Genomic DNA, 23,040 nt, shown 5'->3' on the forward strand with positions numbered 1-23,040 from the left:
ACATAAGGGAGGAGTAACGACGTCCTGAACCGCAATAGCTCGTCCCATCAAAGGATATTTATTCATTAAATGGGTTGCGCCTCCCGATTCCCATATAAGACATGGGCCTGCCGCTGCGTTACAAAGCTTGCCCCCGTAGGGGGCTGCGCTTTGCGCCTTGCTGCAGGCGATTGGAGGCGCAACGCAGCCCATTAAATGAGAGTCAGCAGGCCCCATCAGCCGCCTCCCACCAAGGCCTGCAACTGCGCCAGGCTGGTGCGGTAGTCGACCGACTCGTGGACGTTCTGCTGCAGGAACTTCTGCATGGCCGGCCACGCGGCAATGGCTGCGTCGATGCGGGGATCGCTGCCTTTGTTATAAGCACCGATCGCGATCAGGTCGCGGTTCTGCTGGAACGTCGACAAAGCTTGTTTGAACTGACGCGCCATCGTCGAATGCTCGTGCGGCACGATCTCGTGCATGACGCGGCTGATGGACGCTTCGATATCGATCGCCGGATAGTGACCCGCTTCGGCGTAACGACGCGTCAGCACGATGTGACCGTCGAGAATCGCGCGCGCCGAGTCTGCAATGGGATCTTGCTGATCGTCGCCTTCGCTCAACACGGTGTAGAAAGCCGTGATCGAACCCGCGCCGCTATCGCCATTACCTGCGCGCTCCACGAGCTGTGGCAGCTTGGCGAACACAGACGGCGGATAACCTTTGGTTGCCGGTGCTTCGCCGATCGCGAGACCGATCTCACGTTGCGCCTGTGCGAAACGAGTGAGCGAGTCCATGATCAGCAGAACGTTCTTGCCTTGATCGCGGAAATATTCGGCGATGGCCGTCGCGCGCCACGCGCCATGCAAACGCATCAGCGGAGTATTATCAGCCGGCGATGCGACGACGATGGAGCGGGCCAGGCCTTCCGGCCCGAGAATGCGCTCGACGAATTCCTTCACTTCGCGACCACGCTCGCCGATCAGACCGACGACGATCACATCCGCGGTCGTATAGCGAGCCATCATGCCGAGCAGCACGCTCTTACCGACGCCGGAACCTGCAAACAAACCGATACGCTGGCCGCGGCCGACTGTGAGCAACGAGTTGATCGCGCGCACACCGACATCGAGCGGTTCTTCGATCGGTTTGCGCATCAATGGATTGATCGGCGCACCGACCATGCGAATGCGATCTTCGCAGTTCAGCGGCCCGAGGCCATCGAGTGCATTGCCTGCGCCATCGATGATGCGGCCCATGAGCTGGGGACCGACGATTGCCGTGCCCGCGCCGGTGCGAGGAACGACGCGTGCGTTCGGCTTGAGGCCGTGAATGTCGCCGGTGGGCATGAGATACAAACGATCGCCCGAGAAGCCGACGACTTCGGCTTCGACGCTGTGACCGTTCGTTCCCAACACGTCACACCGATCGCCAATCGCCGCCTGACAACCCGCTGCTTCGAGCGTAAGTCCAATCATGCGAGTGAGCACGCCTTCGACCGGCGGCGGCTCCAGTCGATCGACGAGCTTCGAGGCACGCTGGAGCTGCTTGGCCCAGTTCGCGCCGCGCTTGAGTTGCAGGACCGGAGTGCTCATGCCACCCCCGGGCCCGGCTCGTTGTCATCGAACATGTCCGCCGACGTGCCAGCTTCAGCAGCCTGTCCTTCGTCACCGCGAATGGCCGTAACGCGTTCATCGCCCAGCAGAGCGCTGACGACACTGCCGATTCGCGTATCCAACCGTGCGTCGATCTGCGCAGTCTCGGTGGTCACACGGCACCCGCCTCGCCCCATGACGGGGTCTTCGGCAATCGTCCAGGCGCGCTCGCCGACCGGGGCAGAGAGCTTTTCACGAACGACGGCGGCGTCTTCAGGATGCAAATGAACGCGTACATCGCGCGCCGATGCAGGCAGCAAAGCTACGGTCTCGCGAATGATCGCGATCACCTGACTCGGATCGATGCGCAACTCACGACGCACCAGATGACGGCCGATCGTCAGCGCGAGCTGCAACAGCTGATCCTCGACTTCCGGATCGAGCTCGTCGAGCGGACGCGCCAATGAATTGATGATGGTGTCGAGCCGCTGCACCCGGGCCTGCAGTTGTTCGATTTGCGGACGCATCTCGCGCTCGGCCGCGGCCAGCCCTTGGGCCCGACCTTCGGCGTGGCCCTTGGCAAACGCTTCCTCGTACGTGCGCTGTTCGAGATCTTCCAGCTCCTGCACGGTCTTGCCGGGGCGACGCCCCTGCACGGCCGCCTGCATGCTGGTGATGCTCGGCAATTCGTAGCGCGCCGGATTCGTCATACGAACTCTTCACCTTTGCCGCCGAGCTGGATGGTGCCCGCTTCGGCCATCTTACGAACCTGCAGCAGGATTTCTTTCTGCGCGGCTTCCACTTCGGACAGGCGCACCGGCCCGCGCGACTCGAGATCGTCTTTGAGCATTTCAGCCGCACGCTGCGACATGTTCTTGAAGATCTTCGCCTTGAGCTCGTCGTCCGCGCCCTTCATCGCGAGCAGCAACTTCTCGCCCGGCACGGCGCGCAGCACTTCCTGCATGCCGCGATCGTCGATCTCGACCAGGTCGCCGAACACGAACATGAGGTCCTGGATCTTGCCGCCGAGCGTGTCGTCGACCTTGCGAATGTTTTCGATCAGCACGCTCTCCTGGCTCGAGTCCAGGAAGTTCATGATCTGCGCCGCCGTCTTGATGCCGCCGATGATCGAAGTCTTGAGCGCGCCGGTCTTGCCGGCGAATTGTTTCTCGATCACTTCGTCGAGCTCATGCAGCGCCGTCGGCTGAATGCCGTCCAGCGTCGCGATGCGCATGATCACGTCGGCGCGCAGCCAATCCGGGAACTGCGACAGGATTTCCGCCGACTGATCGGCATCGAGATACGCGAGCACGATGGAAATGATCTGCGGATGTTCCTGACGGATCAGCTCGGCCACCGCGCGGGCGTCCATCCACTTGAGCGCTTCCAAGCCCTTGCTGGAGCGGCCGAACAGAATGCGATCGATCACGCCGCCGGCCTTGTCCTCGCCGAGCGCACCGATCAGCACTTTACGCAGATAGTCGTCGACGCCAATGCCGAGCGCGGTCTTTTCCTCGAGCTCGCTGGTGAACTCCGAAAGCACGTTCTGCACTTCGGCGCGTGAGATGTTCTGCAACTGAGTCATGGCGGCGCCGATACGCTGCACGTCCTTGGCGCCCATGTGCTTCATGATTTCCGTCGCTTCGGCCTCGCCGAGCGACAGCAACAGGATGGCCGCACGCTCGGTGCCATTCCGCTTGCTTTCCGACTTTTCCCTACTCATCGTCGCCGACCCACGTCTTTACCAACTGCGCCACACGTGCAGGATCCTGCGTTACCAGAGCGCGGGCTGCCGCGATCTGGCCGTCATAATCGAGCGGCGCCGCAGCGCCATCAGCGGCGGCCGCTACTGCAGGGCCGGCCACTGCGGCCATCGGCACCGGCGTCACCTGTTGAATCTGAGCCTGCTTGCCGTCCTTGTCCTTGCTCTTCTTGTCGGCCTTCGGCGGTACGCCGAGCAGGCTGCGGAGCATCGGGCGCAGCACGCTGAACACCAGCACCAGCAACGCGATCAAGCCCACCAGCAGCTTCGCCACGTCGCGCATCAGCGGCTGTTCCCACAGAGGGATCTCATCCGGCACGATGTCTTCCGGCTTGGTCTCGCCGCGGAACGATTGATTCACGACGCTGACACTGTCGCCGCGCTGCTCGTTGAAGCCGATCGCGTCCTTCACCAGCTTCGTCATGTTCTCGATCTGCTCCGGCGTGAGCGCCGTTTCAGTCACTTTGCCGTCTTCGGTCGTCGAGCGCAGGTTGTCCACCAACACCGCCACGGTGAGGCGCTTCAAACGGCCGGCCGGCAACTTGGTGTACGCGACCGTGCGATCGATTTCGTAGTTGCGAGTCTGCTGCTTGGACGTGTTGTCCGGCGGCGCGACGCCAGCAGCGCCATTCGCATTAGCGGGCGCGCCATTGGCGGCAGCCGGCGTGGCGTTCGCACCCGGCGGCAGCGCGGTGCCCGGCTGCGGCGGCTGATTCGTCAACGCGCCCGGTACGCCCTGCGGACCGGAGCCGTTGCGACTGGTTTCTTCGGCGAGTTGCTCGCTGCGAACGATCTGGCTGTCGGGGCGATACTGCTCCCGAGCTTCTTCGGTCGTGGACATTTCCACATCGGCGACGACCTGGGCACGCACGCGATCGGTGCCGACCAACGGCGCCAGCAACTGTTGGACCCGCTGCGTGTAACGATCTTCGAGCTCGCGCGCGATCTCCATCTGTTTCTCGCGCTCGGCCACTTCGGTGTTCATGCCTTCGGGCGACGACAACAAGCGGCCCTGCTGATCGACCACCGTGACCTGCTGCGACTCGAGCTCGGGGATGCTGGACGCGACCAGGTTGACGATCGCAGTCACCTGCTCCGACTCGAGACGACGGCCCGGCTTCATCTGCAGGAACACCGAGGCGCTCGGCTTACGACGATCGCGAACGAAAGCGGACTGACGCGGCAACGCGAGGTGCACACGCGCACCTTCGACGGCCTGCAGATTTGTGATCGTGCGAGCCAGCTCGGTTTCCAACGCGTGCTGATAACGCGCGCCTTCCATGAACTGACTGACGCCGAAGCCCGGATCCTTCGACATGACGGAGAAACCGCCATCGCCTTCGGGCAAGCCCTGGCCGGCGAGTTTCAAGCGAGCATCGTGCACGCGATCGGCCGGCACAGTGATGGCGCCGGTGCCTTCGAGCTTATATGGAATGCCGTTGGTATCGAGCGCCTGCGCGATCTGCGCGGCATCCTGCTGACCGAGGTTGCCGTACAACAGGCTGTACGTCGGCTCCTTCGACCACAACACGATGCCGACGCCGGCAGCCACGGCGGCCGCGATGCCGATCAGCAGCACGAGCGGCTTGAAGGCCGGCGGAATGAGCGACGGACGCGGCGGCTGCGCCGGCGTCGACGTTTCGGGCAACCCCGCCATCTGCTGCGCAGGCGACGGCAATGCTGCTGCTTCAGCGCTCATCCTTCACTCCGAACGATTCCATCGAAACCCATAATCATTGGTTGGTCGCTAGCCATTAAATAGGCATGTTCATGATTTCCTGGTACGCGCTCACGAAGCGATTGCGCACTTCGGTGACCGCGCGGAAGGAAACACTGGCCTTCTGCATTTCCAACATCACTTGCGGCAGCTCGATGCCGGGCACGCCCTGCTCGAACTTGGTCGCCATGTCCGAGGCGCGCGCCTGCGTCTGGCTGACCGAATCCAGTCCTTGTTTCAACACGTTCGCGAACGAGTTGGTCGGCGACTGAACCGCGCTTTCCACACCCGCCACTTTGGCGACATCGTTCTGCGGAGCGCCGACGCCACCGCCGACACCCTTGATCTGCGACTGCATGGCGCGGATCTGCGAGAGCACGGCGTCGATCTGTAATGAAGACATGTGCGTTTACTCAGCTGTGTCAGGCCGCAGGAACCACGAAGCCCGCTTCACGCAGCCGCTGCAATTTGTAACGCAGCGTGCGCGGGCTGATACCCAGGCGCCTGGCGGCGGCCTGGCGATTGCCGTTGTCCGAACGCAAAGCGTCCAGGATCAAATCGCGCTCGGCGCTGGACAGAGAGTCGGACAAGCCGCCCTCCGCCGTGCCGTTCTTGCGCGCTGTTTCTTGAGCGGCCGGACGCTGAGGCGCGGCCACGAAATCGCGAACCGTCTGGCTCGCGGCGGCCAGCGCGGCCGGCAGCGCATCCAGACCTTCGATCTCGAGATGGATGTGCTCCGGCTGGATCACCGAGCTGTTCGCGAGAATCAATGCACGCTGCATGACGTTGTCCAACTCGCGCACGTTGCCCGGCCAGGGATACAGCAACAGCATGTGAGCGGCATCGGCGCTCAGCGCAGGAATGCGTTCGCCAGCGCGGCAGCGGGCCGTCAACAAACGCATCGCCAGCGGCAACACGTCATCGCGACGCTCGCGCAGCGGCGAGGTCTGCAGAGGAAACACATTCAAACGATAGTAGAGGTCTTCACGAAACCGGCCGGCGGCGACTTCGGCACGCAGGTTACGGTTGGTAGTCGCGAGCACGCGTACGTCCAGAGCAATGGAAGAACGACCGCCCAGGCGCTCGACTTCACGTTCCTGCAGAACGCGCAGCAGCTTGGCCTGCAAGCCCAGCGGCATCTCGGTCACTTCATCCAACAGCAGCGTGCCGCCCTGCGCCTGCTCGAACTTGCCGGCATGGCTGGCATGCGCGCCCGTGAACGAACCTTTCTCGTAGCCGAACAGAATGGCTTCGAGCATGTTTTCCGGAATCGCGGCGCAGTTCACCGCCACGAAGGCTTTGCTGGCGCGAGGCGAATGGCGATGGATGAAACGGGCCAGTACTTCCTTGCCGGTGCCCGACTCGCCCGCGATCAGCACCGTGCAGTCGCTGGCGGCGACGCGACGCGCGAGGTCGGCCAGGCGGCGCGACGTGTCGGCGATCGCGACCATGTCATCCGATGACGAGAGCGCCGCGCGTGACTCCACCGTCTCCACGGCGTCGTCATTGACGGCCGCTTCGGTGCTCACGTCGTCGAACTCTGTTTGTGACACTGCGCTCATTCGTACGGGTCTCTGGTTGCCACCCCATAGGGAGCAAGTTCTGTTCCAGTGCCGCAGCGGAGAGGTTTTGCCGGTGAATCCTGTGGAGCCCATCACACCGGCAAAGGTTTGCCGCGGCAATCGCGGCCATCGAAGTCAGGGTTGTGCTGAGGGAAGCACTCGGGGCGAGCGGGACGCGCGCCGCGTACGTCAAAGTTCCGACGCGGCCGCCTCGTTGAGCATGTGGAATTTGCGGAGCTTCTCGACCAGCGTCGTACGACGCAGTTTGAGCAGACGGGCCGCATGAGCGACGGTGCCGCCAGCGCGGCTCAGCGCCTGCTGGATGAGATCGCGCTCGATTGTAAACAGGTGATCGCGCAGGTCGATGCCATCCGGGGGCAGCTGCACGACCGCGGACTCGGCCGGCTCGCTGGCCAGCATGGACATGACTTCACGGTCTTCATCCAGCGCTTCTTCCGCTTCCAGCTCGGACTCCAGCGTCTCCACCGGCAATTGCAGGTCGGCGCTCAGATCCAGCTCGGCCAGCAGATCCGCCGGACGGTACTTCAGCGGCAGATCGGCCACGTCGACTAGCCGGTTCGGGCACAGGATGGAAAGACGCTCGATCAGGTTGCCGAGCTCGCGCACGTTGCCGGGCCACGGATAGTGGCTCAGCACTTTCAGTGCACGCGCGGTCAGTTCTACACGGCTGCGGCCTTCGGCGACGTTGCGCTCGGAAAAGTCCCGCACCAGCATCGCCAGATCGTCGATGCGGGTCCGCAGCGCCGGCATTTCGATGGGGAACACGTTCAAGCGGTAGAACAGGTCCTCGCGGAACGTGCCTTTGGCGATCGACTCCTCCAGGTTGCGGTGAGTCGCGGCGATGATGCGGACGTTGCAGCGGATCGGCGTGTGATTGCCGACGCGCTCGAACACCCGCTCCTGCAGCACCCTGAGCAGTTTCACTTGCATGGGCAGGCTCATGTCGCCGATCTCGTCGAGGAACAGCGTGCCGCCCTCGGCGATCTCGAAGCGTCCCTTGCGAGCCGCAATGGCGCCGGTGAAGGAGCCCTTCTCGTGGCCGAACAGTTCGCTCTCCAGCAACTCCGCGGGGATGGCGCCGCAGTTGATGGCGACGAACGGACGTTGGCGACGCGGGCTCGCCTCATGGACGGCACGAGCAGCCAGCTCCTTACCGGTGCCCGACTCGCCCAGGATCAGCACGCTGGAGTCGTGAGCGGCGACCTGGCGGATGAGGCGCGTAACATCGCGAATCGCGGCCGAGCTGCCGGTGGGCATGGCCACTTCGCCGACTTCGGCCTGTGTAGCTTGTGCAGGCATGCGCAACGCAGTGCCCAGCACCGTGGACTTGAACGGAAATGTGAGACGGCGCACACGGGGCGCGCCCACATGGGCGATCAATTGATCGGCGACCGTCGAGGAGCCGTAGGCCACCACGGGGATGTCGCTGAGTTGCTCGCGCAAGGCGGCGCCCAGCTCGACCCAATCGCAGTCGGCGACATCGCCAACCAGCAGCGCGGGAGGATTGTTGGGGGTCTGGATCATGGCGCGCATCAGGGCGCAGTGATCGATCAACAGCGGCTCGAGACTCAGTTCACGCAAAACGTCCGCGACTTTTTCTGCCCGCCCAGGATCGCTGTCGTACACGACGGCCTGCTGGATGGTCAGGCTTCTCGCCTGGGTGTCGTTCAAATTCATTCCTACGCCTCGCGCTCAAGCGCGTCAGTCTTTGTATGCCTGACAGGCATTCTGTGCCTGGGAAGGAATCGCTCTATCAGGCTAACCCTGAACGCCGCGTGTGCGTGAACTGCTGCCAGAAATTTGGCGCACGGCTCAGGGGAGAGCTGAGTAAAGCATGGTGCAGACCGCAAAAAAATGCGCACTGGCGCGCACTTTCATCGCGGCTAAACAGTATCGAAACTGCGTCGGACAATTGGCGCGCGCAAATCGGGTGCGAAGCGCGTCACACTCGTTGCCGGTGACAACACTTGCCGACTCAACAGGCGGGAGTGTTATTTCTTCGGCTGGCGGACGCCCGCGACCTGACGGCGATGCTTGCGAAATGCGAGCTTCTCGAGCAGGTCCGAAATGTTCTCGCCAGGCGGCACGAAGCGCACCTTGACCTTGCCGTCAGGGCTTACCGAAGCAATGCGCCCGAACAGGCGCAACGGATCGGCGACGCAATCGCGCAGATAGACCTCGAGCACGCCCTGGTTGCCCAGTGGCGGGAACGGCGATGAGCCTTGGAACACTCCGCCGAGCGCATTGAAACGCACCGCTGCGGGCTTGGGGCGCGGACGGCTGGCGATCAGCAGCGCGCCGACCATGTCCAGCAGCAGGTTCATTTTCATTTCCAGCCGCATGATGTCGGCGGCGTGCGGGGCGTTCTCGTCGGGCTTCTCGATCTGGCCATGCTCGTCGAGCGCCGCGACCGCCTGCAGCACGCGCAGGTTGCGGTCGGCGAAGCTGCCGACGATGGCGGGATCGAACGGTTCGGGCAGCGGCCGCCAGGCCACCGGCAGCACGTCTTCGTAGGCGAGCTCTTCGTACAGAATGACCGTGTCTAATCCTTCATACATAGCAGCTATCTGCTCTGTCTGAGCAGCTCCATCATGCTGTCCACCGCAGCCGAGTCGGGCGTGTCGACCACGCCGTTCGCGACCGTTCCTTGTGTCTGTGCCTTGGGATCGAAGTGAGGCAATACGTTCGCCGGTGCGATCTTCGCCACGGCCGCATCGGATTCGGCCATCGCCTGCTGGAGCGCGCCCAGCCACTGGCGATCCTGCGGCGACGCGGACGCCGACAGGTTGTCGAGCAGCTCACGGCGCTCCTGCACCGTCTTCGGCACGTCCTGCCATTGGCCGGTCATGGCCTGCTGGACGAGCTTGTGAGTGGCGGCCAGTACGCCATCGGCAATGATCGAGCTCATCTGCCACGGCCCTCCGGAGCAATCGCGAGCCACGCACTACGGATCTCATGCAACAGCGTGCTGACTTCGTCGAGCATCTCCACCTTGTTTTCGGTGGTGGCGAGCAGCAGGCGGCGGCACATGTAATCGTACAGCTCGGCGAGGTTGGCGGCGATCTGTCCGCCATTGCGCAAATCGAGACTGTTGCGCAGCTCACCGACAATGGACATGGCGCGATTGATCAGCCGGGCCTTCTCGGCGGTCTCGTTCCGCTGCATGCAGCCACGCGCGGTGGCGATGCGCTCGAGCGCGCCATCCAGCAACATCACGATCAGGCGATGCGGGTCCGAAGCCGCCACGCCACCATGCGCAGCTGCGCTCTGATAGGCGGCAAGATTCGACGATTTTGCGTAACCCAGCATGCTCAATGCTCCATCAATCCCTGAAGTGGATAACGGCGTCCTGGGTCGTTACTTGAGGCGCTTAATTCGGCGACCAGCTCGGCAGCGAATCGATCTGCTGAGCCAGATACGCGGACGTGGCCGACAGGCTCGAAAGCAGCGTGTCCAGCCGGGTGAACTGCTTCAGATACGTCTGCTGCACGATCTGCATGCGGAGGTCGATATCGCCCTTCTTCTTGGTCAGCGCTTTCTGCTCCGCCTGCAGGGTCTTGTTGCGCGTGTCGATGGCGGCGCCATCGGCAAGGCGATCTTCGATCTGATCGTACAATTTCGCGGCCACGCCCGTCTCGGGCGAGCCGAACAGGCGCGCCACGCCGTCGAAGTTGCTGTCCAGGGCGGCATCCAGCTTGGCGTCGTCGATGGTCAGCGTGCCGTCCTTGGGCGAAGAATTGATGCCGATGGACGCAAGCGTTTGCATGGCCGGACCAGCCTCGGTCACCGGGTTCGACAACGTGCGACGGAGCTCAGCATCGATGCCGGACAAAATCGAATCGCCCAGCATCGGACCCGCCGTCCCGCTCGCGGAGTCATAGCCGCCCAGGCGCGTCATCATGCTGCGCAGTGAGTTGTAAGCGGTCACGAAAGACTTGATCTTGTCCTTCGCTTTGGCGTCGTCGTAGCCCACGGTGACACTGACGGTGGTGTTGTCGGCGGCCGACTCCAGATTCAACGTCACGCCGTCGATCACGCCCGTGATGGAATTGGTCGCGCTGGTCGTCGAATAACCGGCGACATTCACCAAAGCGTCCTGCGCGGGCCGCAGCTGTGTGTAATTCGCCTGGTTGGTGGGCGTGTACTCGAGCGCCGAGAGCGTGCCCGTCTGCGTCACTTGAATCGCATTGGCAGCGCCGGTCTTGGTCGACGTGAGCACCAGGTGCGCGCCATCGGCGGCATTGATGATCGAAGCGCTGACGCCCGGATTGTTGGCGGAAGAATTGATGGCGTTGCGAATGTCCGCGAGCGTGTTGGCCGGGTCGGCGACACCGACGCTGAAACTGGCGCCACCGAGCGAGATCGTCAGCGTGCCCGAGCCGACCACCGTGGTCGGGCCGGCCGCAAACCCCGTCGACGAAATCTGTTGCGCGGTCGCGAGGCGCTCGACTTCCACATCGTAGCTGCCCGGCGCGGCATTGGCCGAGGCGGTGGCAGTCACGATGTCTTCATTGCTGCTCGTCGTAGAGCGGCCGCTGAATACGTTGGTGGTTTTCAAACCGTTCAACGCAGACTGGAAGGAAGACAGCGCGCCGAGCAAGGCGCTGGTCGCGGAAATCTGCAGAGTGTTCTTGGAAACCGCACGCGCCAGCTGATCGTCCAGCGGTTTGCGTTCGGCCGCAACCAGCTGGGACACCAGCGTGTTCACGTCGATCGTCGAGCCGCCCACCACACCTGACGTTGCCATTGTTGGTTCTTCCTTCGTTCGTTACACGGTCTGATCGATCAGACCGGTGTGGGCCTTGCCGCCCAGATTCTGCGCCAGGCGCAGCACTTCTTCCGAGGGGATCTGACGAATGGTGTCGCCCGTGTTGCGGTCCTTGACCGTGACCACCGTGCGACCGCTGTCCTCGTCGATCCGAAATTCCAAGTACCGATTCATGCTCTGCATGAATGTTTCCAACTGCTGAGCCGCGCGCTTCACCTCTTCGGCGGAAGGTTCGACAGCCACGTTGGTGGCTTGCACAGCGGGCTTTTGAGCCTGCGTCGCTTCGGCAGCCGTGGTCGGCTGCGGAAATGACGGCGAGCGGGGAGATCTTGCGATCTCCCCGCCCGCTTCGACCTGACTTGCGTCAAGCCTGCTCATCATTCACTCCATCGAGTGCTCATTAGCCGCGGAGCAGCGAGAGCACGTTCTGCGGAGCCGAGTTCGCCTGCGCGACCATCGCCGTACCCGCCTGCTGCAGGATCTGGGCCTTGGTCATCGCCGCCGTTTCAGACGCGAAGTCCGCGTCCTGGATTCGGCTGCGCGAAGCAGTCAAGTTCTCAGCAGTGGTCTGCAGCGAGGCAACGACCGACGAGAAGCGGTTCTGAGTCGCACCGAGCGTGGCGCGCGCGCCGCTGATCTGGCTCAGCGCGGCGTCGATCGAGGCGAGCGCGTTACGCGCATTGTCAGAAGTCGTCACGTCGATGGCGCTGATGGCCGTGCCGGTCTGCGCGATCGTGTTCGCAGCAGTGCCCAGGCCCGTCACCGCCGTGCCGCCGAAGGTGATCGACGTAACGTCGTTCGGAGCGACGTAAGTCACGTCGAACGTCGCGGTGTGCGTGGTCAAACCACCCAGGCCGTAGCTGGCCAGGGTAGCGCCCGTGGCGCCGCCAGCGGCGAAGCCAGCGACCGCGATGTTACGACCGTCAGCAGCCGTCAGCTCGAGGCCCGCACCCGTGTCCACCGCCGTCACGCCCGTAGCAGCCGACTGCGCGTTGATCGCGGTCACCGCGTTGGCAACGTTCGAAGCGGAGCTGGCCGAGCCGGCGATCGTGATCTGGATGCCGTTGATGGTCAGAGTCGAGTTACCGCTGGCCGAAGCAGCGGCACCCACCGTACCCGTGGCAGTCGTGGCGTCGGCATGCGCCGTCAAGCCCTGGATGCCCTGCGAGTTGATCGCGTTGACCAGCGACTTCGTATCGTTGAGCGTCGCGCCGCCCGCAACCGTCACTGCGCCAGCGCCGGTATCGACGGAGAAGGTGCCACCCGTGGTGAGCGCCTGGTTGCTCGCCTGGAAGCCGTTGAACGCACCCAGCGCGCTCGAGCGGGCATTGGCGATCGAAGAGACCGTGATCTGGTCGGTGGCGGTCGCGTTGGCGCCGACCTGGAAGGTCTGAGCCTGGAACGAACCGTCGAGCAGCTTCACGCCGTTGAAGGCAGAAGCCTGGGCGACGCGGTCGATTTCCTCGGCGAGCTGCTGCACTTCGGCGTTCAAGGCAGCGCGGTCAGAGGCGCTGTTCGACGCGTTGGCAGACTGCACGGCGAGTTCGCGCATACGCTGCAGGTTGTTGCCGATCTGGGCGAGGTCGCCTTCGGCCGTCTGGGCGAGAGAGATACCGTCGTTCGCGTTACGAGCAGCGACCGTGAGGCCGTTGATCTGCGAAGTCAGGCGGTCGGAAATGGCGAGACCGGCGGCGTCGTCTTTCGCGCTGTTGATGCGCAGACCGGAAGACAGGCGCTGCAGGGAGGTCGCCAACTGGTTGGCGGATGTCGACAGGTTACGCTGAGCGTTCAGCGACATCACGTTCGTGTTGATAACAAGTGCCATGAATCTAACTCCTGGTGATTACTTCGCCGCAGGACCCCTGTCCTCCGGCTTGCTCTCAGCACTTACGGCGTGATGTGCGCCGGACTGCTGTTCGAGTCCTGTATCGGTGCGTCCCGGGGGAACTTGAGTGGGGTTTCCCCCAGCGATACAAACTGAGGACTCGGTCACGGACAGTCGCTTTACAGTGGCGAGCAAAGGGTAAAAAGCCTACGCAAAGAGGTCTGTATTTCTCTATCAACGCAGATAGTTGAAGAGCGACAGATTCGAGATCTTGCTATAGGACAGCTGCGCGGCCTGCAGGCCGACCAGCTGTTGATTCATTTTTGTGAGCGCCTGCGCATAGTCCAGGTCGCGCAGATCTGATAAGGCGCTGGCCGTATCGATATCCATCGCTTCGCGAGAGGCGTCCGCCGAGTCCAGCGCAGCCAGCCGCGTGCCCACTTGAGCGCGCACGCCGAGGAAATGATCGGTCGCTTGATCCAGCTGCTGGAGAGAGCCCGAAAGCGTGGAAGTCAGCTTGGCGTTCGCTGTGGCATTGCCCGCGGGCTGCCTGAGGAGCTCGACGACGTCGCCGATCGTCTCGAACACGCTTTCGTTACGGCTGCGGTTCACCGTGAAGGAATCGCCGGTCGCTGGCGCGCCGCTGACGGTCACGCTCACGCCATTGAATGCAATTGCGCTGCCGGCGGTGTATGTGCCGGTCTGTACGACGTTCGCCGGAGTGGCGCCGTCGGTGATTTCATAGGCGGTCGGCGACGTGAAAGTGATGGTGTAATCGTCCGGCACCCAGCTCGGCCGATCGACCACCGAGCCCACGTCGATTCTGCCGGAGCCGGTGTTGCTCATATTCACGGCCGTCGAGAACGTGCCGTTGCCTTCCGGAATATTCACGAACACTTCATAACCGTTGTGACTGTCGGCGATGCGCTGCGTGCTGGAAATCTGCAGCTGCCGCGCGCCCTGATCGCCCATGTAGTTGATCGGCGTGCCCTCGCCGCCCGTGAACGGCTGCGTGCGGGTCGAGTAGCCGGAAAACAAATATTCGCCATTGCCGTCCTGGCGGTTGGCGATGTCCTGGATCTCGTCCAGGCGCTGCGCCAGCTCGGTCGCGATCGATTCGCGATCGGCGTCGCTCAGCGTGGCCGTGTTGCCCGCCGACACCACCAGCTCGCGCACGCGGCCCATCGCGCTGCTCATGTCGACGAACGCCTGTTCTTCCAGGCTCAAACGATTTTTCGCGAGCGTGCTGTTCTTCGAGAACTGCTCCGACTCGGACTGCGAGCGCTGCAGCTCCTGGATGTGCACGTAGGCGATCGGATCGTCGGCCGGCGTGGTGACGCGCAAGCCGAGCGCCATCTGGTTCTGCAGCTTCGCAAGCGAGGACTGCTGTTCCATCATCGCGCTGAGCGAGCCCATCGAAAAGCCAAGAGTGGACATGCGCATATTCAACCTCTTCTCAAGCAGCCATCCCTGGAACGTTCGCCAGCCGTTACATCCGTGTACCGGCGTTCGCCCGGTTTGAAGACACGTTAAGTGTCTTCAAAAAGGCATCCGGGCTCACCCACCAGTCGCCTGGAGCACGGACTGGAAGCAGCTGTCCGCGACTCGAATCATTTGCGAGATCGCCATGTAAGCCTGCTGATAGCGCAGCAGGTTGGCGGCTTCTTCATCGAGGTTCACGCCGGAGACCGACTGCATGGCGTCCTGCGCTTCCTCGGAGACCACTTTCTGCGCCGCCGCCGTCACCTGCGCCTGGTTGGTCTTGACGCCGATGTCGCCGACGAACTGACCGATGCCTTGCGACAGCGAGGTCTGGCCGTTGTTCATCACCGGCTCGTTCATCAGGCCGGCAAGCAGCAGCATGTTGCGGTTGTCGCCCGTGCCGTTGCTGTTGTCTCGGACAGTGAACGAGTCGCCTGCCACCGGCGTGCCATTGATCTCGACGCGCCAGCCGTTGGCGTCGATGTCGGCGCCCGGCGTGTACGTGTACACGGTCGGATCGCCGCTGATCTGATAGGTCGTCGCGCTGGTGAAAGTGATCGTCGTCGCCGTGCGCAAATTCGGGTTGGTGGGATTCAACACCTCGCCCGGGCTGATCGTGGCGTTGCCCTGGTTGCCCGCAGTCGCTTGGGCAGCGATGGGCGCCGCGGCCGCGATCTCGTTCGGATCGGTGATCAACACCTTCATCCCGCCGACCGCGCCCGTCGTCGGCATGATCTTCAAGCTGTCGCCGACGGCAGCCGCGCCGCTCACGACAATCGAGAGGCCATCGGCCACGAACGGATCGCCGGCGGTACCCGTGCCGGTCATCGGCACGACCGCGCCGGTATCTGCGCGACGCAGGCTCCAGCCTCCCGCCGTGTTCGTGAGAATGTAATCGGAATTCGTCAGCGCGCCGGCATCGGTGCGCGTGACGGTCGCCCCGGCCGTGCCGGTGTTGTTGGTATGCGAACGAACCACGACGTCGCCGACCGCGAAGAAGTCGCCGCCCATGTCGCCGTTGAGATCCATGCCGGCGTTGTGCTGTTCGTTCATCACATCGCTCAGCGCGACGCTCAGCTTGCCGATGGTATTGCGCGCCGGATCGAGCATTTCTGTACGGAAGTTGAGCAAGCCGCCCAGGCTGCCGCCGGCGATCGAGCCGGTGATATCGATAGTGCCGACGCTCGACTGCACTGCCAGGCGCTTGCGCGTCGGATCGTATGGATCGCTGGTCGCCACCACTTTCGCCGGATCGGCGCCGACCACCAATGGCTGGCCGTTGCCGATGAATACGTTCAACTGGTTGTCGTCGGTCTTGGTGACGTTGACATTCACGTGCGTCGACAGCTCGTCGATCAGCTTGTCGCGCTGGTCGAGCAGATCGTTCGGCGCCTGGCCGGATTGCGCATAACCGCTGGCGATTTGTTTGTTCAGATCGGCGATGCCGCGCGCCAGCGAGGTAATGGTATCGGCCTCGGCGCTGATCGAAGCGTTCACCTGGGTGTCGAGGCTCTTCAGGCTGGAATCGTAGCTCTTCAAGCGATCGACCAGCGTCTGCGCCTCGGCCAGCATGGTCTGGCGGGCCGCGGTCGAATTCGGCGAATCCGAAACGGCCTGCAACGAGTTGACGAACTTCTGCATCGCTGCGCTCAGACCCGTGGTCGAGTCGCCGAACAGATTGCTGATGCGTGCCGCCTGAGTCGCGTACGTGTTCGACTGGTAGTAAGCACTCGACGCGCTGCGCGCCTGACTGGACAGGAAGTTGTCGTAAGCGCGATTGACGGTGGACACGTCCGCGCCGCTGCCTACCCAGTTGCCGCCGAGGAACTGCGGCGTGCGAGTCTGGAAGTCCGGCAACTGCCGGCTGTAGCCCGGCGTATTGGCGTTGGTGATGTTATGGCTGGTCACATCCAGCGCGCGCTGAAACGCGAGCAAGCCGGAAATGCTGGTGTTCAAAAGGTCTGCCATGACTTCACCGGAAAAGCGGTTGCGAGTAGCTCATCAGCTCAGAACCGACGCAGTCCGCCGCTGCCGTTGTTTGTCGGCGCCGCTGCAGCGAACTTTAGGGACTTGTCTGATGAGGATTGAGTCAATGCGCGGACTTCGTCGGCTACCGCGACGATCTTCTGCGCGTAATTCGGATCGGTGGCATAGCCACCTTCCTGCAACGCCGAGGCGAAGGTGGCCACATCACCACCCGCGCCTCGGGCGTTTTCATACCGAGGGTTGTTGCCGATCAGCCGGGCATAGTCGTTGAAGCTGTCGGCCGGCGAGTCGTAAGCGCGGAAACGCTCGACCTTGCGCACGGCGACGCCCTGTTCGAATTCCAGCGTCGGCACAGTCGCGGTCGCGCCTTCCCAGCCCGAGCCCGCTTTGATACCAAACAAGTTGAAGCTCGAGCCGCTCGAGTGGTTGGGAACTGCACGGCCCCAGCCCGTTTCGAGCGCGGCCTGAGCGACGAGCGCACTCGGGTCCACGCCGAGTGCCTGGCCGGCGCGTTGCGCGTGCGGCCACATCATCTTCACGAAGTCTTCTTTCGACTTTGCCAGCGGCTGATGGTCGCCGGCGGCAGAAACATTCTGTGTGGTCGCGGGGAACTCGGCCTGTGCGGCGGCCGCAGCATCCGCGCCCTTGACCATGCCCGACTGCGCCAGCTGGCGCACGAGCACGTCCGCCAGGCCCAGACCCTTGCCCTTCGACAACTCCAGCGAGATCTGGTCGTCGAACATGTCCTGGTAGAAATCGCCCTGCGAGCTGTCGAACATCGAGCCTTCGCCAAAGCTGCGATTGGCGTCGCGCATGCTCTTCAGCATCATCTGCGTGAACAGGCTTTCGAACTGTTTCGCGGCTTCTTTCAGCGTCGCCACGTCCTGCTTGGAGGTCGCGTCATTGCGCAATGACGCCAGGGCGGCGAAGTCGAACGAGGCATTGATGGGCGCGGTCATGGTGGGCGCCCTTTAGATGACGATCAGCTCGGCGCGCAGCGCGCCCGCTTCTTTCAGCGCTTCGAGAATGGCGACGAGGTCGCCCGGCGCAGCGCCGACCTGATTCACGGCGCGCACGATCTCATCGAGATTGACGCCCGCATTGAACACAAACATGCGTGCCGCGCCTTGATCGACCTTGATATCGGAACGCGGCGTCACGACGGTCTGGCCATCGGAAAACGCGTTCGGCTGGCTCACATCGTTGCGCTCAGTGATCGTCACCGACAGCGAGCCGTGAGCAACAGCGGCCGGCGTCACGCGCACGGCCGAGCCGATCACGACTGTGCCGGTGCGGGAATTCACAATCACGCGCGCCGGCGCTTCACCCGGCTGAATCTCGATGGCTTCGAGCGTCGAGAGATAGGAGATGCGCTGGCTGGCATCCGTCGGCGCCTGCACGCGGACCGAAACAGCATCGACAGCGCGAGCCGTGTCGGGACCGAGCATCTTGTTGATGCCGTCCGTCAAACGGGCCGCCGTCGTGAAATCCGGGGTATTGAGATTCAACGTTACATACGGCTCGCTCGCAAAGTTGCTCGGCACAGAGCGCTCGACCGATGCGCCGTTCGGTACGCGGCCCGAGCTCGGCACGTTGAGAGAAACACGCGAGCCGTCCTTGCCCTGCACGCCGAAGCCGCTGACCACCAGGCTGCCCTGACCGATCGCGTACACCTCGCCGTCGATACCGCGCAGAGGAGTCATCAGCAAGCTGCCGCCGCGCAGACTGGTCGCATTGCCGATCGAGTCCACCGTGATGTCGATCGTCTGGCCGGGCTTCGAGAACGCCGGCAGATCGGCACGCACCGTCACGGCGGCAACATTCTTCAGCTGCGGATTCACGTTCGCCGGAATCGTCACGCCGAACTTCGCCAGCATGTTACGGATGCTTTGAATGGTGAACGGCGCCTGCGACGTCTGATCGCCTGTGCCGTCGAGGCCGACGACCAAGCCGTAGCCCACCAGCTGGTTGCCGCGGACGCCGGCCACCGACGCCAGATCTTTGACGCGCTCGGCGTGAGCCGGCACGACAAACATCGCGGCAATCGTCAGCGAGGTGAGCAGCTTTGTGAGATTCATCACTCTTTCGACCCGGATTCGGCGCCGCCAATCAGAACGGCAACCAAGGTATATTGAAGAATCGTGCCAACAGGCCCGGCGTGTTGGCGTCGTTGAGCGCGCCCTTGCCGCCATAGGCGATCTGCGCGTCGGCAACCTTCAAAGATGAGATGGAGTTATCAGGATCGATGTCGATGGGGCGCACGATGCCCTGAATGCGCACGTACTCGCGGCCCTGATTGATTGTGATCCATTTCTGGCCCCTGACCAGAAGATTGCCGTTCGGCAGCCGCTGCGCCACCGTGACTGTGATGTCGCCCACAAGTCGGTTGCTCTGATTGCTGTTGCCGGAGCCGTCGAACTCGGCGCTGTTGTCCACCGACATGTTGAGAATCTCGGTGCCGTTGGCGGTTACCGGGCGGCCGGCAATGGTCGGCCCCGGCATGTCGACGGTGGTCGACTTGCTGGTCGTGGTGCTGGAGCTCTTCGAGGCATTGGTGTTCTCGTTGAGCTTGATCGTCAGCGTGTCGCCGACACGGCGCGCCACCGAGTTCTCGAACAGCGCGATGTCGTGGCCGACCTGATAGATGGCGCCATTGCCCTGCTCCGGCGTCGGCGCCGGCTCGGGCCAGGTCGCGGAGTAATCCGGCTCTTTGGGCGGCGTCACGCAGCCGCTGAGCGCGAACGCAGCCGCGGCCATCACGAACAAGTTGCGCACGGTGAGATTGATCATTGCTCAGTTACTTCAAAGCTGATTGGTCAGATACGACAGCATCTGATCGGTCGTCGAAATCGCCTTGGAGTTCATTTCATAGGCGCGCTGGGTTTCGATCATGTTCACCAGCTCTTCCACGACGTTGACGTTGGACGCTTCCAGCGAGCCCTGCTCGATGTAACCCAGGCCGTTCAAGCCCGGCGTGCCGACCTGCGGCGCACCGCTCGCGGCGGACTCGACCAGAATGTTTTCACCCTTGGGCTGCAGGCCGGCGGGATTGATGAAGTCCACCAGCTGCAGCGTGCCGATCTGGGTCGGTTGCGCTTCGCCGTCCATCTTGGCCGTGACCACGCCATCCTTGCCGATGGTGATGGTTTGCACGCCGTCCGGAATCGTGATGCCCGGCTGCACGCGATAGCCGCTTTTAGTCACCAGCTCGCCCTGCGGGCTGACTTCGAAGTCGCCGTCACGCGTGTAGCCCATCGTGCCGTCCGGCAGCAGTACCTGGAAAAAGCCACGACCGTTCACCGCAACGTCGAAGCTGTTGCCGGTGGTCTGCATGTTTCCTTGCGTGTACTGCTTCTCCGTCGCCACGACGCGAACGCCCGTGCCCAGCGACAAGCCGGTCGGAGCAACCGTGTCCTGCGAGGTCGAGCCGCCGACCTGACGCACGTTCTGATACAGCAGGTCCTCGAACACGGCGCGGCCCTTCTTGAAGCCGGTCGTGTTGACGTTGGCGAGGTTGTGAGAAGTCACGGACATGCGCGTCTGCTGCGCATCGAGTCCGGTTTTGGCGGCCCACAAGGCTGGATTCATGATGAGTACCTGAAGCTACAAATAACTGAAACTGGATCAGACGCCGCCACGGAGCAGCTGCGCGGCGGTCGCCGCGTTCTCTTCGGCCGTGCGCATCGCTTTCACTTGCAGATCGAAGCGACGCGCCAGCTCGATCATGTTGACCATGGCGTCCGCGGTGTTGACGTTGCTGGCTTCGAGCGAGCCGGTGACGAGTTTCACGTTCGCGTCCGCCGGCAAGTCGGCGCCGGTGGCGCTGCGAAACAAACCGTCCTCGCCGCGAACCATGTCCGCGTCGGGCGGATTCACCAGCTTGATGCGGCCGATCATCGCGGTGGTTTCCGCGCCCTGGCCCAACGGAATGACGGAGATCGTGCCGTCGGAGCCGATGGTCGCCGACGTGTTCGGCGGCACACTGATCGGACCGCCCTCGCCCATCACTTGCAAGCCCGCACCGGTCATCAACATGCCGGTCGGATCGACGCGCAAATCGCCGGCGCGCGTGTAAGCCTCGCGCCCATCCTTGCCGAGCACCGCAATCCAGCCCGCACCGTTGACGCCCACATCCAGGTCGCGACCGGTCGCGGTCAACGCGCCTTGCGTCGGATCCCAACCCGTCGTCGAGTTGGTCGCGTACGCGCGCGAGGCATATCCCGATCCCGCCACGTTGCGCGTTTGAAATGCGCTCATGTCGGCGCGAAAACCGGTCGTGCTCGCGTTGGCGAGGTTGTGGTTGTTCGCGGTCTGGGCGCGCAAGGTCTCCTTGGCGCCCGACATCGAGATGTAGAGAAAGCGGTCCATTAGTTACTCGATCTCATCTCTGACAATTTCAGAGGGTCGTGAGTTAGCGAATATTGATGATCGTCTGGGTGATCTGGTCCGCGGTCGAGATCATCTGCGAGTTCGCCTGGAAGTTGCGCTGCGCGGTGATCATGTTGACCAGCTGCGCCGTGATGTCGACGTTCGACGCTTCCAGCGCGCCCGACTGGATCAGACCGAAGCCGGAGTTGCCGGCCTGGCCGTTCAACGGCTGGCCCGAAGCAAACGTCTGCGCCCAGGTGGTGTCGCCGAGCTGCTGCAGGCCCTGCGGATTCTGGAAGTTCGCGATCGCGACCTGGCCGAGCTGCGTCGACTGACCGTTGGTGAAGCGAGCCTGCACCACGCCGGTGGAGTCGATGTCGATGCCGATCAGGCGGCCAGTGGTGTAACCGTCCTGCGTGATCGAAGTCATGGTGAACGTGTCGCCATACTGCGTTGTACGGCTCAGATCCATGGTCACGTTCATATCCGCTGCGCCCGTCGACAGGCCCGCGGCTGCATTGTAGGTCGGCAACACGAACTGACCGTTGGCCGGCGTCGTCAGATTGCCGTTCTGGTCATAGACGAGATGCTGCGTGCCGGACGGGTTGCCGTCGATGGTCACGTGCATGTCCCACTCGTTGGTCGCCGTCTTCACGTAGTACATGCTGGCGGTGTGGGCTGCGCCGAGCGAGTCGTACAGAGTCATCGAACGCGCGGTGTTGTAGCTGGTCTCGTCAGCCGCATCGAACGGCGTCGTGGTCGGCACCGTGGCGGCGGACGGCAGATTGAACACCGTCTCGACTTCCGTCGTCGCGGCCGGTGAGCTCTCGCTGGTCACCAGACGCAGATCGGTCATGGTGCTGGTGTTGAATGTGCCGTTGGCTCCCGACGGATACACCTGCAGACGCTGGCCCTGGCTGTTCACGACGTAGCCGTCGTTGTTCGGACGGAACGCGCCGGCGCGGCTGTAAACAGTGGAGCCGCCGTCGCTCAGAATGAAGAAGCCCTGGCCGCTGAGCGCCAGGTCCATGCTGTTGTTGGTGGTGTTGATGTTGCCCTGGGTGAACTGCTGCGACACCGAGGCCACCTTCACACCGTTGCCGGTCGCGTTACGGTTCACGCCGTACGGAGACACCGCGAACATGTCGGCGAACTCGGCACGCGACTGCTTGAAGCCGGTCGTCGAGGAGTTGGCGATGTTGTTGGCGGTGACGTTCAAGTCCTGTTGAGCCGCATTGAGACCGCTGAGCGCGATACCGAAAGACATGTGGGTGACTCCTGAAGAATTCGTTACTGCACGCGACGCACGTCGGCCATCGAGATCGAGCCGAGCGTCGCAGTATTCAAAGAAAGATTGGTGCCGGTGGCATCGAGGCTGACGCTGGATACGCGGCCCGACATCAGCACCTCGAGCGAGCCTGTTTCGCCTTGCACGGTGGCCACGGCTTCGATGTCGTAGGTATCCGACTCAGCCTGGGTGCCGTCATTGCGCAAGCCGTCCCAGGTGAAGTTCTGCGCGCCTTCGGCGGTCTCGAGCTGGATCTCGCGGACCACCGCGCCAGTCGAGTCGGTGATGCGCAGCTGCAAGGAAGTCGTGCCGGGGGGAACGTCAATCTGACCGGTGACGGAGCCGCCCTGCGTATGATCGAAGCTGTCGGCCGACGCGAGAATGTCGCGGCCGATCATGGTCGCGCCGTTCAATGTCTGCGTGGCACGGAGCGACGACGCCAATGTTTCCAACGAAGCGCCCATGTCCTGCACGCCGGTCACGGTGCCGAAGGTAGCCAGCTGCGAAATGAACTCGGTGCCTTCCAGCGGCTTCAAGGGATCCTGATTCCGCAACTGCGCCGTCATCAGCGTCAGGAACGAGTCGATGCCGAGCGTTTGATCTTTCTTCGCCTGTGCCTCGGCAGCAGCCTGCGCTTGCGCGGCCCAGTTCTGGATCGGATCGGTGGCGATGGTCATATCGAATACT

22 protein-coding genes are annotated in these 23,040 nt (G+C 63.1%); all 22 read right to left on the minus strand.

Annotation, left to right across the window (positions count from 1 at the left end):
- Positions 1-215: 215 nt before the first annotated feature.
- On the minus strand, positions 216-1,574 hold the full coding sequence (fliI, locus tag GYH35_RS06260) for a flagellar protein export ATPase FliI (protein ID WP_161816383.1): 1,359 nt from the start codon (positions 1,572-1,574) through the stop codon (positions 216-218).
- Positions 1,571-2,284, minus strand: coding sequence for a flagellar assembly protein FliH (locus GYH35_RS06265; RefSeq protein WP_161827910.1), 714 nt, complete (start codon positions 2,282-2,284; stop codon positions 1,571-1,573). The genes fliI and GYH35_RS06265 overlap by 4 nt, the downstream gene beginning before the upstream one ends.
- Positions 2,281-3,297, minus strand: a complete 1,017-nt coding sequence (gene fliG, locus GYH35_RS06270) for a flagellar motor switch protein FliG (RefSeq protein ID WP_161816381.1) — start codon at positions 3,295-3,297, stop codon at positions 2,281-2,283. The genes GYH35_RS06265 and fliG overlap by 4 nt, the downstream gene beginning before the upstream one ends.
- Positions 3,290-5,035, minus strand: coding sequence for a flagellar basal-body MS-ring/collar protein FliF (fliF, locus tag GYH35_RS06275; protein WP_161816380.1), 1,746 nt, complete (start codon positions 5,033-5,035; stop codon positions 3,290-3,292). The genes fliG and fliF overlap by 8 nt, the downstream gene beginning before the upstream one ends.
- Before the next feature lie 55 nt (positions 5,036-5,090).
- Positions 5,091-5,456, minus strand: coding sequence for a flagellar hook-basal body complex protein FliE (fliE, locus tag GYH35_RS06280; protein ID WP_161816379.1), 366 nt, complete (start codon positions 5,454-5,456; stop codon positions 5,091-5,093).
- Between the two features lie 19 nt (positions 5,457-5,475).
- Positions 5,476-6,615: a sigma-54 interaction domain-containing protein gene (locus GYH35_RS06285; protein WP_308683778.1), complete on the minus strand. Its 1,140-nt coding sequence runs from the start codon at positions 6,613-6,615 to the stop codon at positions 5,476-5,478.
- A gap of 189 nt (positions 6,616-6,804) precedes the next feature.
- Positions 6,805-8,313, minus strand: coding sequence for a sigma-54 interaction domain-containing protein (locus GYH35_RS06290; protein WP_202624104.1), 1,509 nt, complete (start codon positions 8,311-8,313; stop codon positions 6,805-6,807).
- A gap of 314 nt (positions 8,314-8,627) precedes the next feature.
- Positions 8,628-9,194, minus strand: a complete 567-nt coding sequence (locus tag GYH35_RS06295; protein WP_129644813.1) for a PilZ domain-containing protein — start codon at positions 9,192-9,194, stop codon at positions 8,628-8,630.
- A 5-nt stretch (positions 9,195-9,199) separates the two neighbouring features.
- Entirely contained in the window at positions 9,200-9,544 is a 345-nt protein-coding gene (locus tag GYH35_RS06300) for a hypothetical protein (RefSeq protein ID WP_161827911.1), read from the minus strand.
- Positions 9,541-9,945, minus strand: a complete 405-nt coding sequence (gene fliS / locus GYH35_RS06305) for a flagellar export chaperone FliS (protein WP_161816376.1) — start codon at positions 9,943-9,945, stop codon at positions 9,541-9,543. Before fliS ends, GYH35_RS06300 begins: the two co-directional genes overlap by 4 nt.
- A gap of 61 nt (positions 9,946-10,006) precedes the next feature.
- Positions 10,007-11,383: a flagellar filament capping protein FliD gene (gene fliD, locus GYH35_RS06310; protein WP_161816375.1), complete on the minus strand. Its 1,377-nt coding sequence runs from the start codon at positions 11,381-11,383 to the stop codon at positions 10,007-10,009.
- Positions 11,384-11,404: 21 nt separating this feature from the next.
- Positions 11,405-11,782 carry a flagellar protein FlaG gene (locus tag GYH35_RS06315; RefSeq protein ID WP_161816374.1) on the minus strand — a complete coding sequence of 126 codons (378 nt, stop codon included), beginning with the start codon at positions 11,780-11,782 and terminating at the stop codon, positions 11,405-11,407.
- A 22-nt stretch (positions 11,783-11,804) separates the two neighbouring features.
- Positions 11,805-13,229, minus strand: a complete 1,425-nt coding sequence (locus GYH35_RS35240; RefSeq protein WP_161816373.1) for a flagellin N-terminal helical domain-containing protein — start codon at positions 13,227-13,229, stop codon at positions 11,805-11,807.
- Between the two features lie 234 nt (positions 13,230-13,463).
- Positions 13,464-14,672, minus strand: coding sequence for a flagellar hook-associated protein FlgL (gene flgL / locus GYH35_RS06325; protein ID WP_161827912.1), 1,209 nt, complete (start codon positions 14,670-14,672; stop codon positions 13,464-13,466).
- Between the two features lie 114 nt (positions 14,673-14,786).
- A complete protein-coding gene (gene flgK, locus GYH35_RS06330) occupies positions 14,787-16,679 on the minus strand; it encodes a flagellar hook-associated protein FlgK (protein ID WP_161816371.1) in 1,893 nt (630 codons plus the stop codon).
- A 38-nt stretch (positions 16,680-16,717) separates the two neighbouring features.
- The gene (gene flgJ / locus GYH35_RS06335; protein ID WP_161816370.1) at positions 16,718-17,656 is read right to left on the minus strand and encodes a flagellar assembly peptidoglycan hydrolase FlgJ; all 939 of its coding nucleotides are present in this window, start codon (positions 17,654-17,656) and stop codon (positions 16,718-16,720) included.
- A gap of 12 nt (positions 17,657-17,668) precedes the next feature.
- On the minus strand, positions 17,669-18,775 hold the full coding sequence (locus GYH35_RS06340; RefSeq protein WP_161816369.1) for a flagellar basal body P-ring protein FlgI: 1,107 nt from the start codon (positions 18,773-18,775) through the stop codon (positions 17,669-17,671).
- Between the two features lie 31 nt (positions 18,776-18,806).
- Positions 18,807-19,487 (minus strand): flagellar basal body L-ring protein FlgH, encoded by a 681-nt coding sequence (flgH, locus tag GYH35_RS06345; RefSeq protein ID WP_202624105.1) that lies wholly within the window; start codon positions 19,485-19,487, stop codon positions 18,807-18,809.
- A gap of 12 nt (positions 19,488-19,499) precedes the next feature.
- Positions 19,500-20,285 carry a flagellar basal-body rod protein FlgG gene (gene flgG, locus GYH35_RS06350; RefSeq protein ID WP_161827913.1) on the minus strand — a complete coding sequence of 262 codons (786 nt, stop codon included), beginning with the start codon at positions 20,283-20,285 and terminating at the stop codon, positions 19,500-19,502.
- Positions 20,286-20,321: 36 nt separating this feature from the next.
- Complete coding sequence (gene flgF / locus GYH35_RS06355; protein ID WP_161816366.1) at positions 20,322-21,065, minus strand: flagellar basal-body rod protein FlgF; 744 nt, start codon at positions 21,063-21,065, stop codon at positions 20,322-20,324.
- Between the two features lie 43 nt (positions 21,066-21,108).
- Positions 21,109-22,332 carry a flagellar hook protein FlgE gene (gene flgE, locus GYH35_RS06360; RefSeq protein WP_161816365.1) on the minus strand — a complete coding sequence of 408 codons (1,224 nt, stop codon included), beginning with the start codon at positions 22,330-22,332 and terminating at the stop codon, positions 21,109-21,111.
- Positions 22,333-22,355: 23 nt separating this feature from the next.
- Positions 22,356-23,030: a flagellar hook assembly protein FlgD gene (locus GYH35_RS06365; protein ID WP_161816364.1), complete on the minus strand. Its 675-nt coding sequence runs from the start codon at positions 23,028-23,030 to the stop codon at positions 22,356-22,358.
- Positions 23,031-23,040 lie beyond the last annotated feature (10 nt).

This window comes from Steroidobacter agaridevorans, from assembly GCF_009932555.1.
GTDB classification, from domain to species: domain Bacteria; phylum Pseudomonadota; class Gammaproteobacteria; order Steroidobacterales; family Steroidobacteraceae; genus Steroidobacter; species Steroidobacter agaridevorans.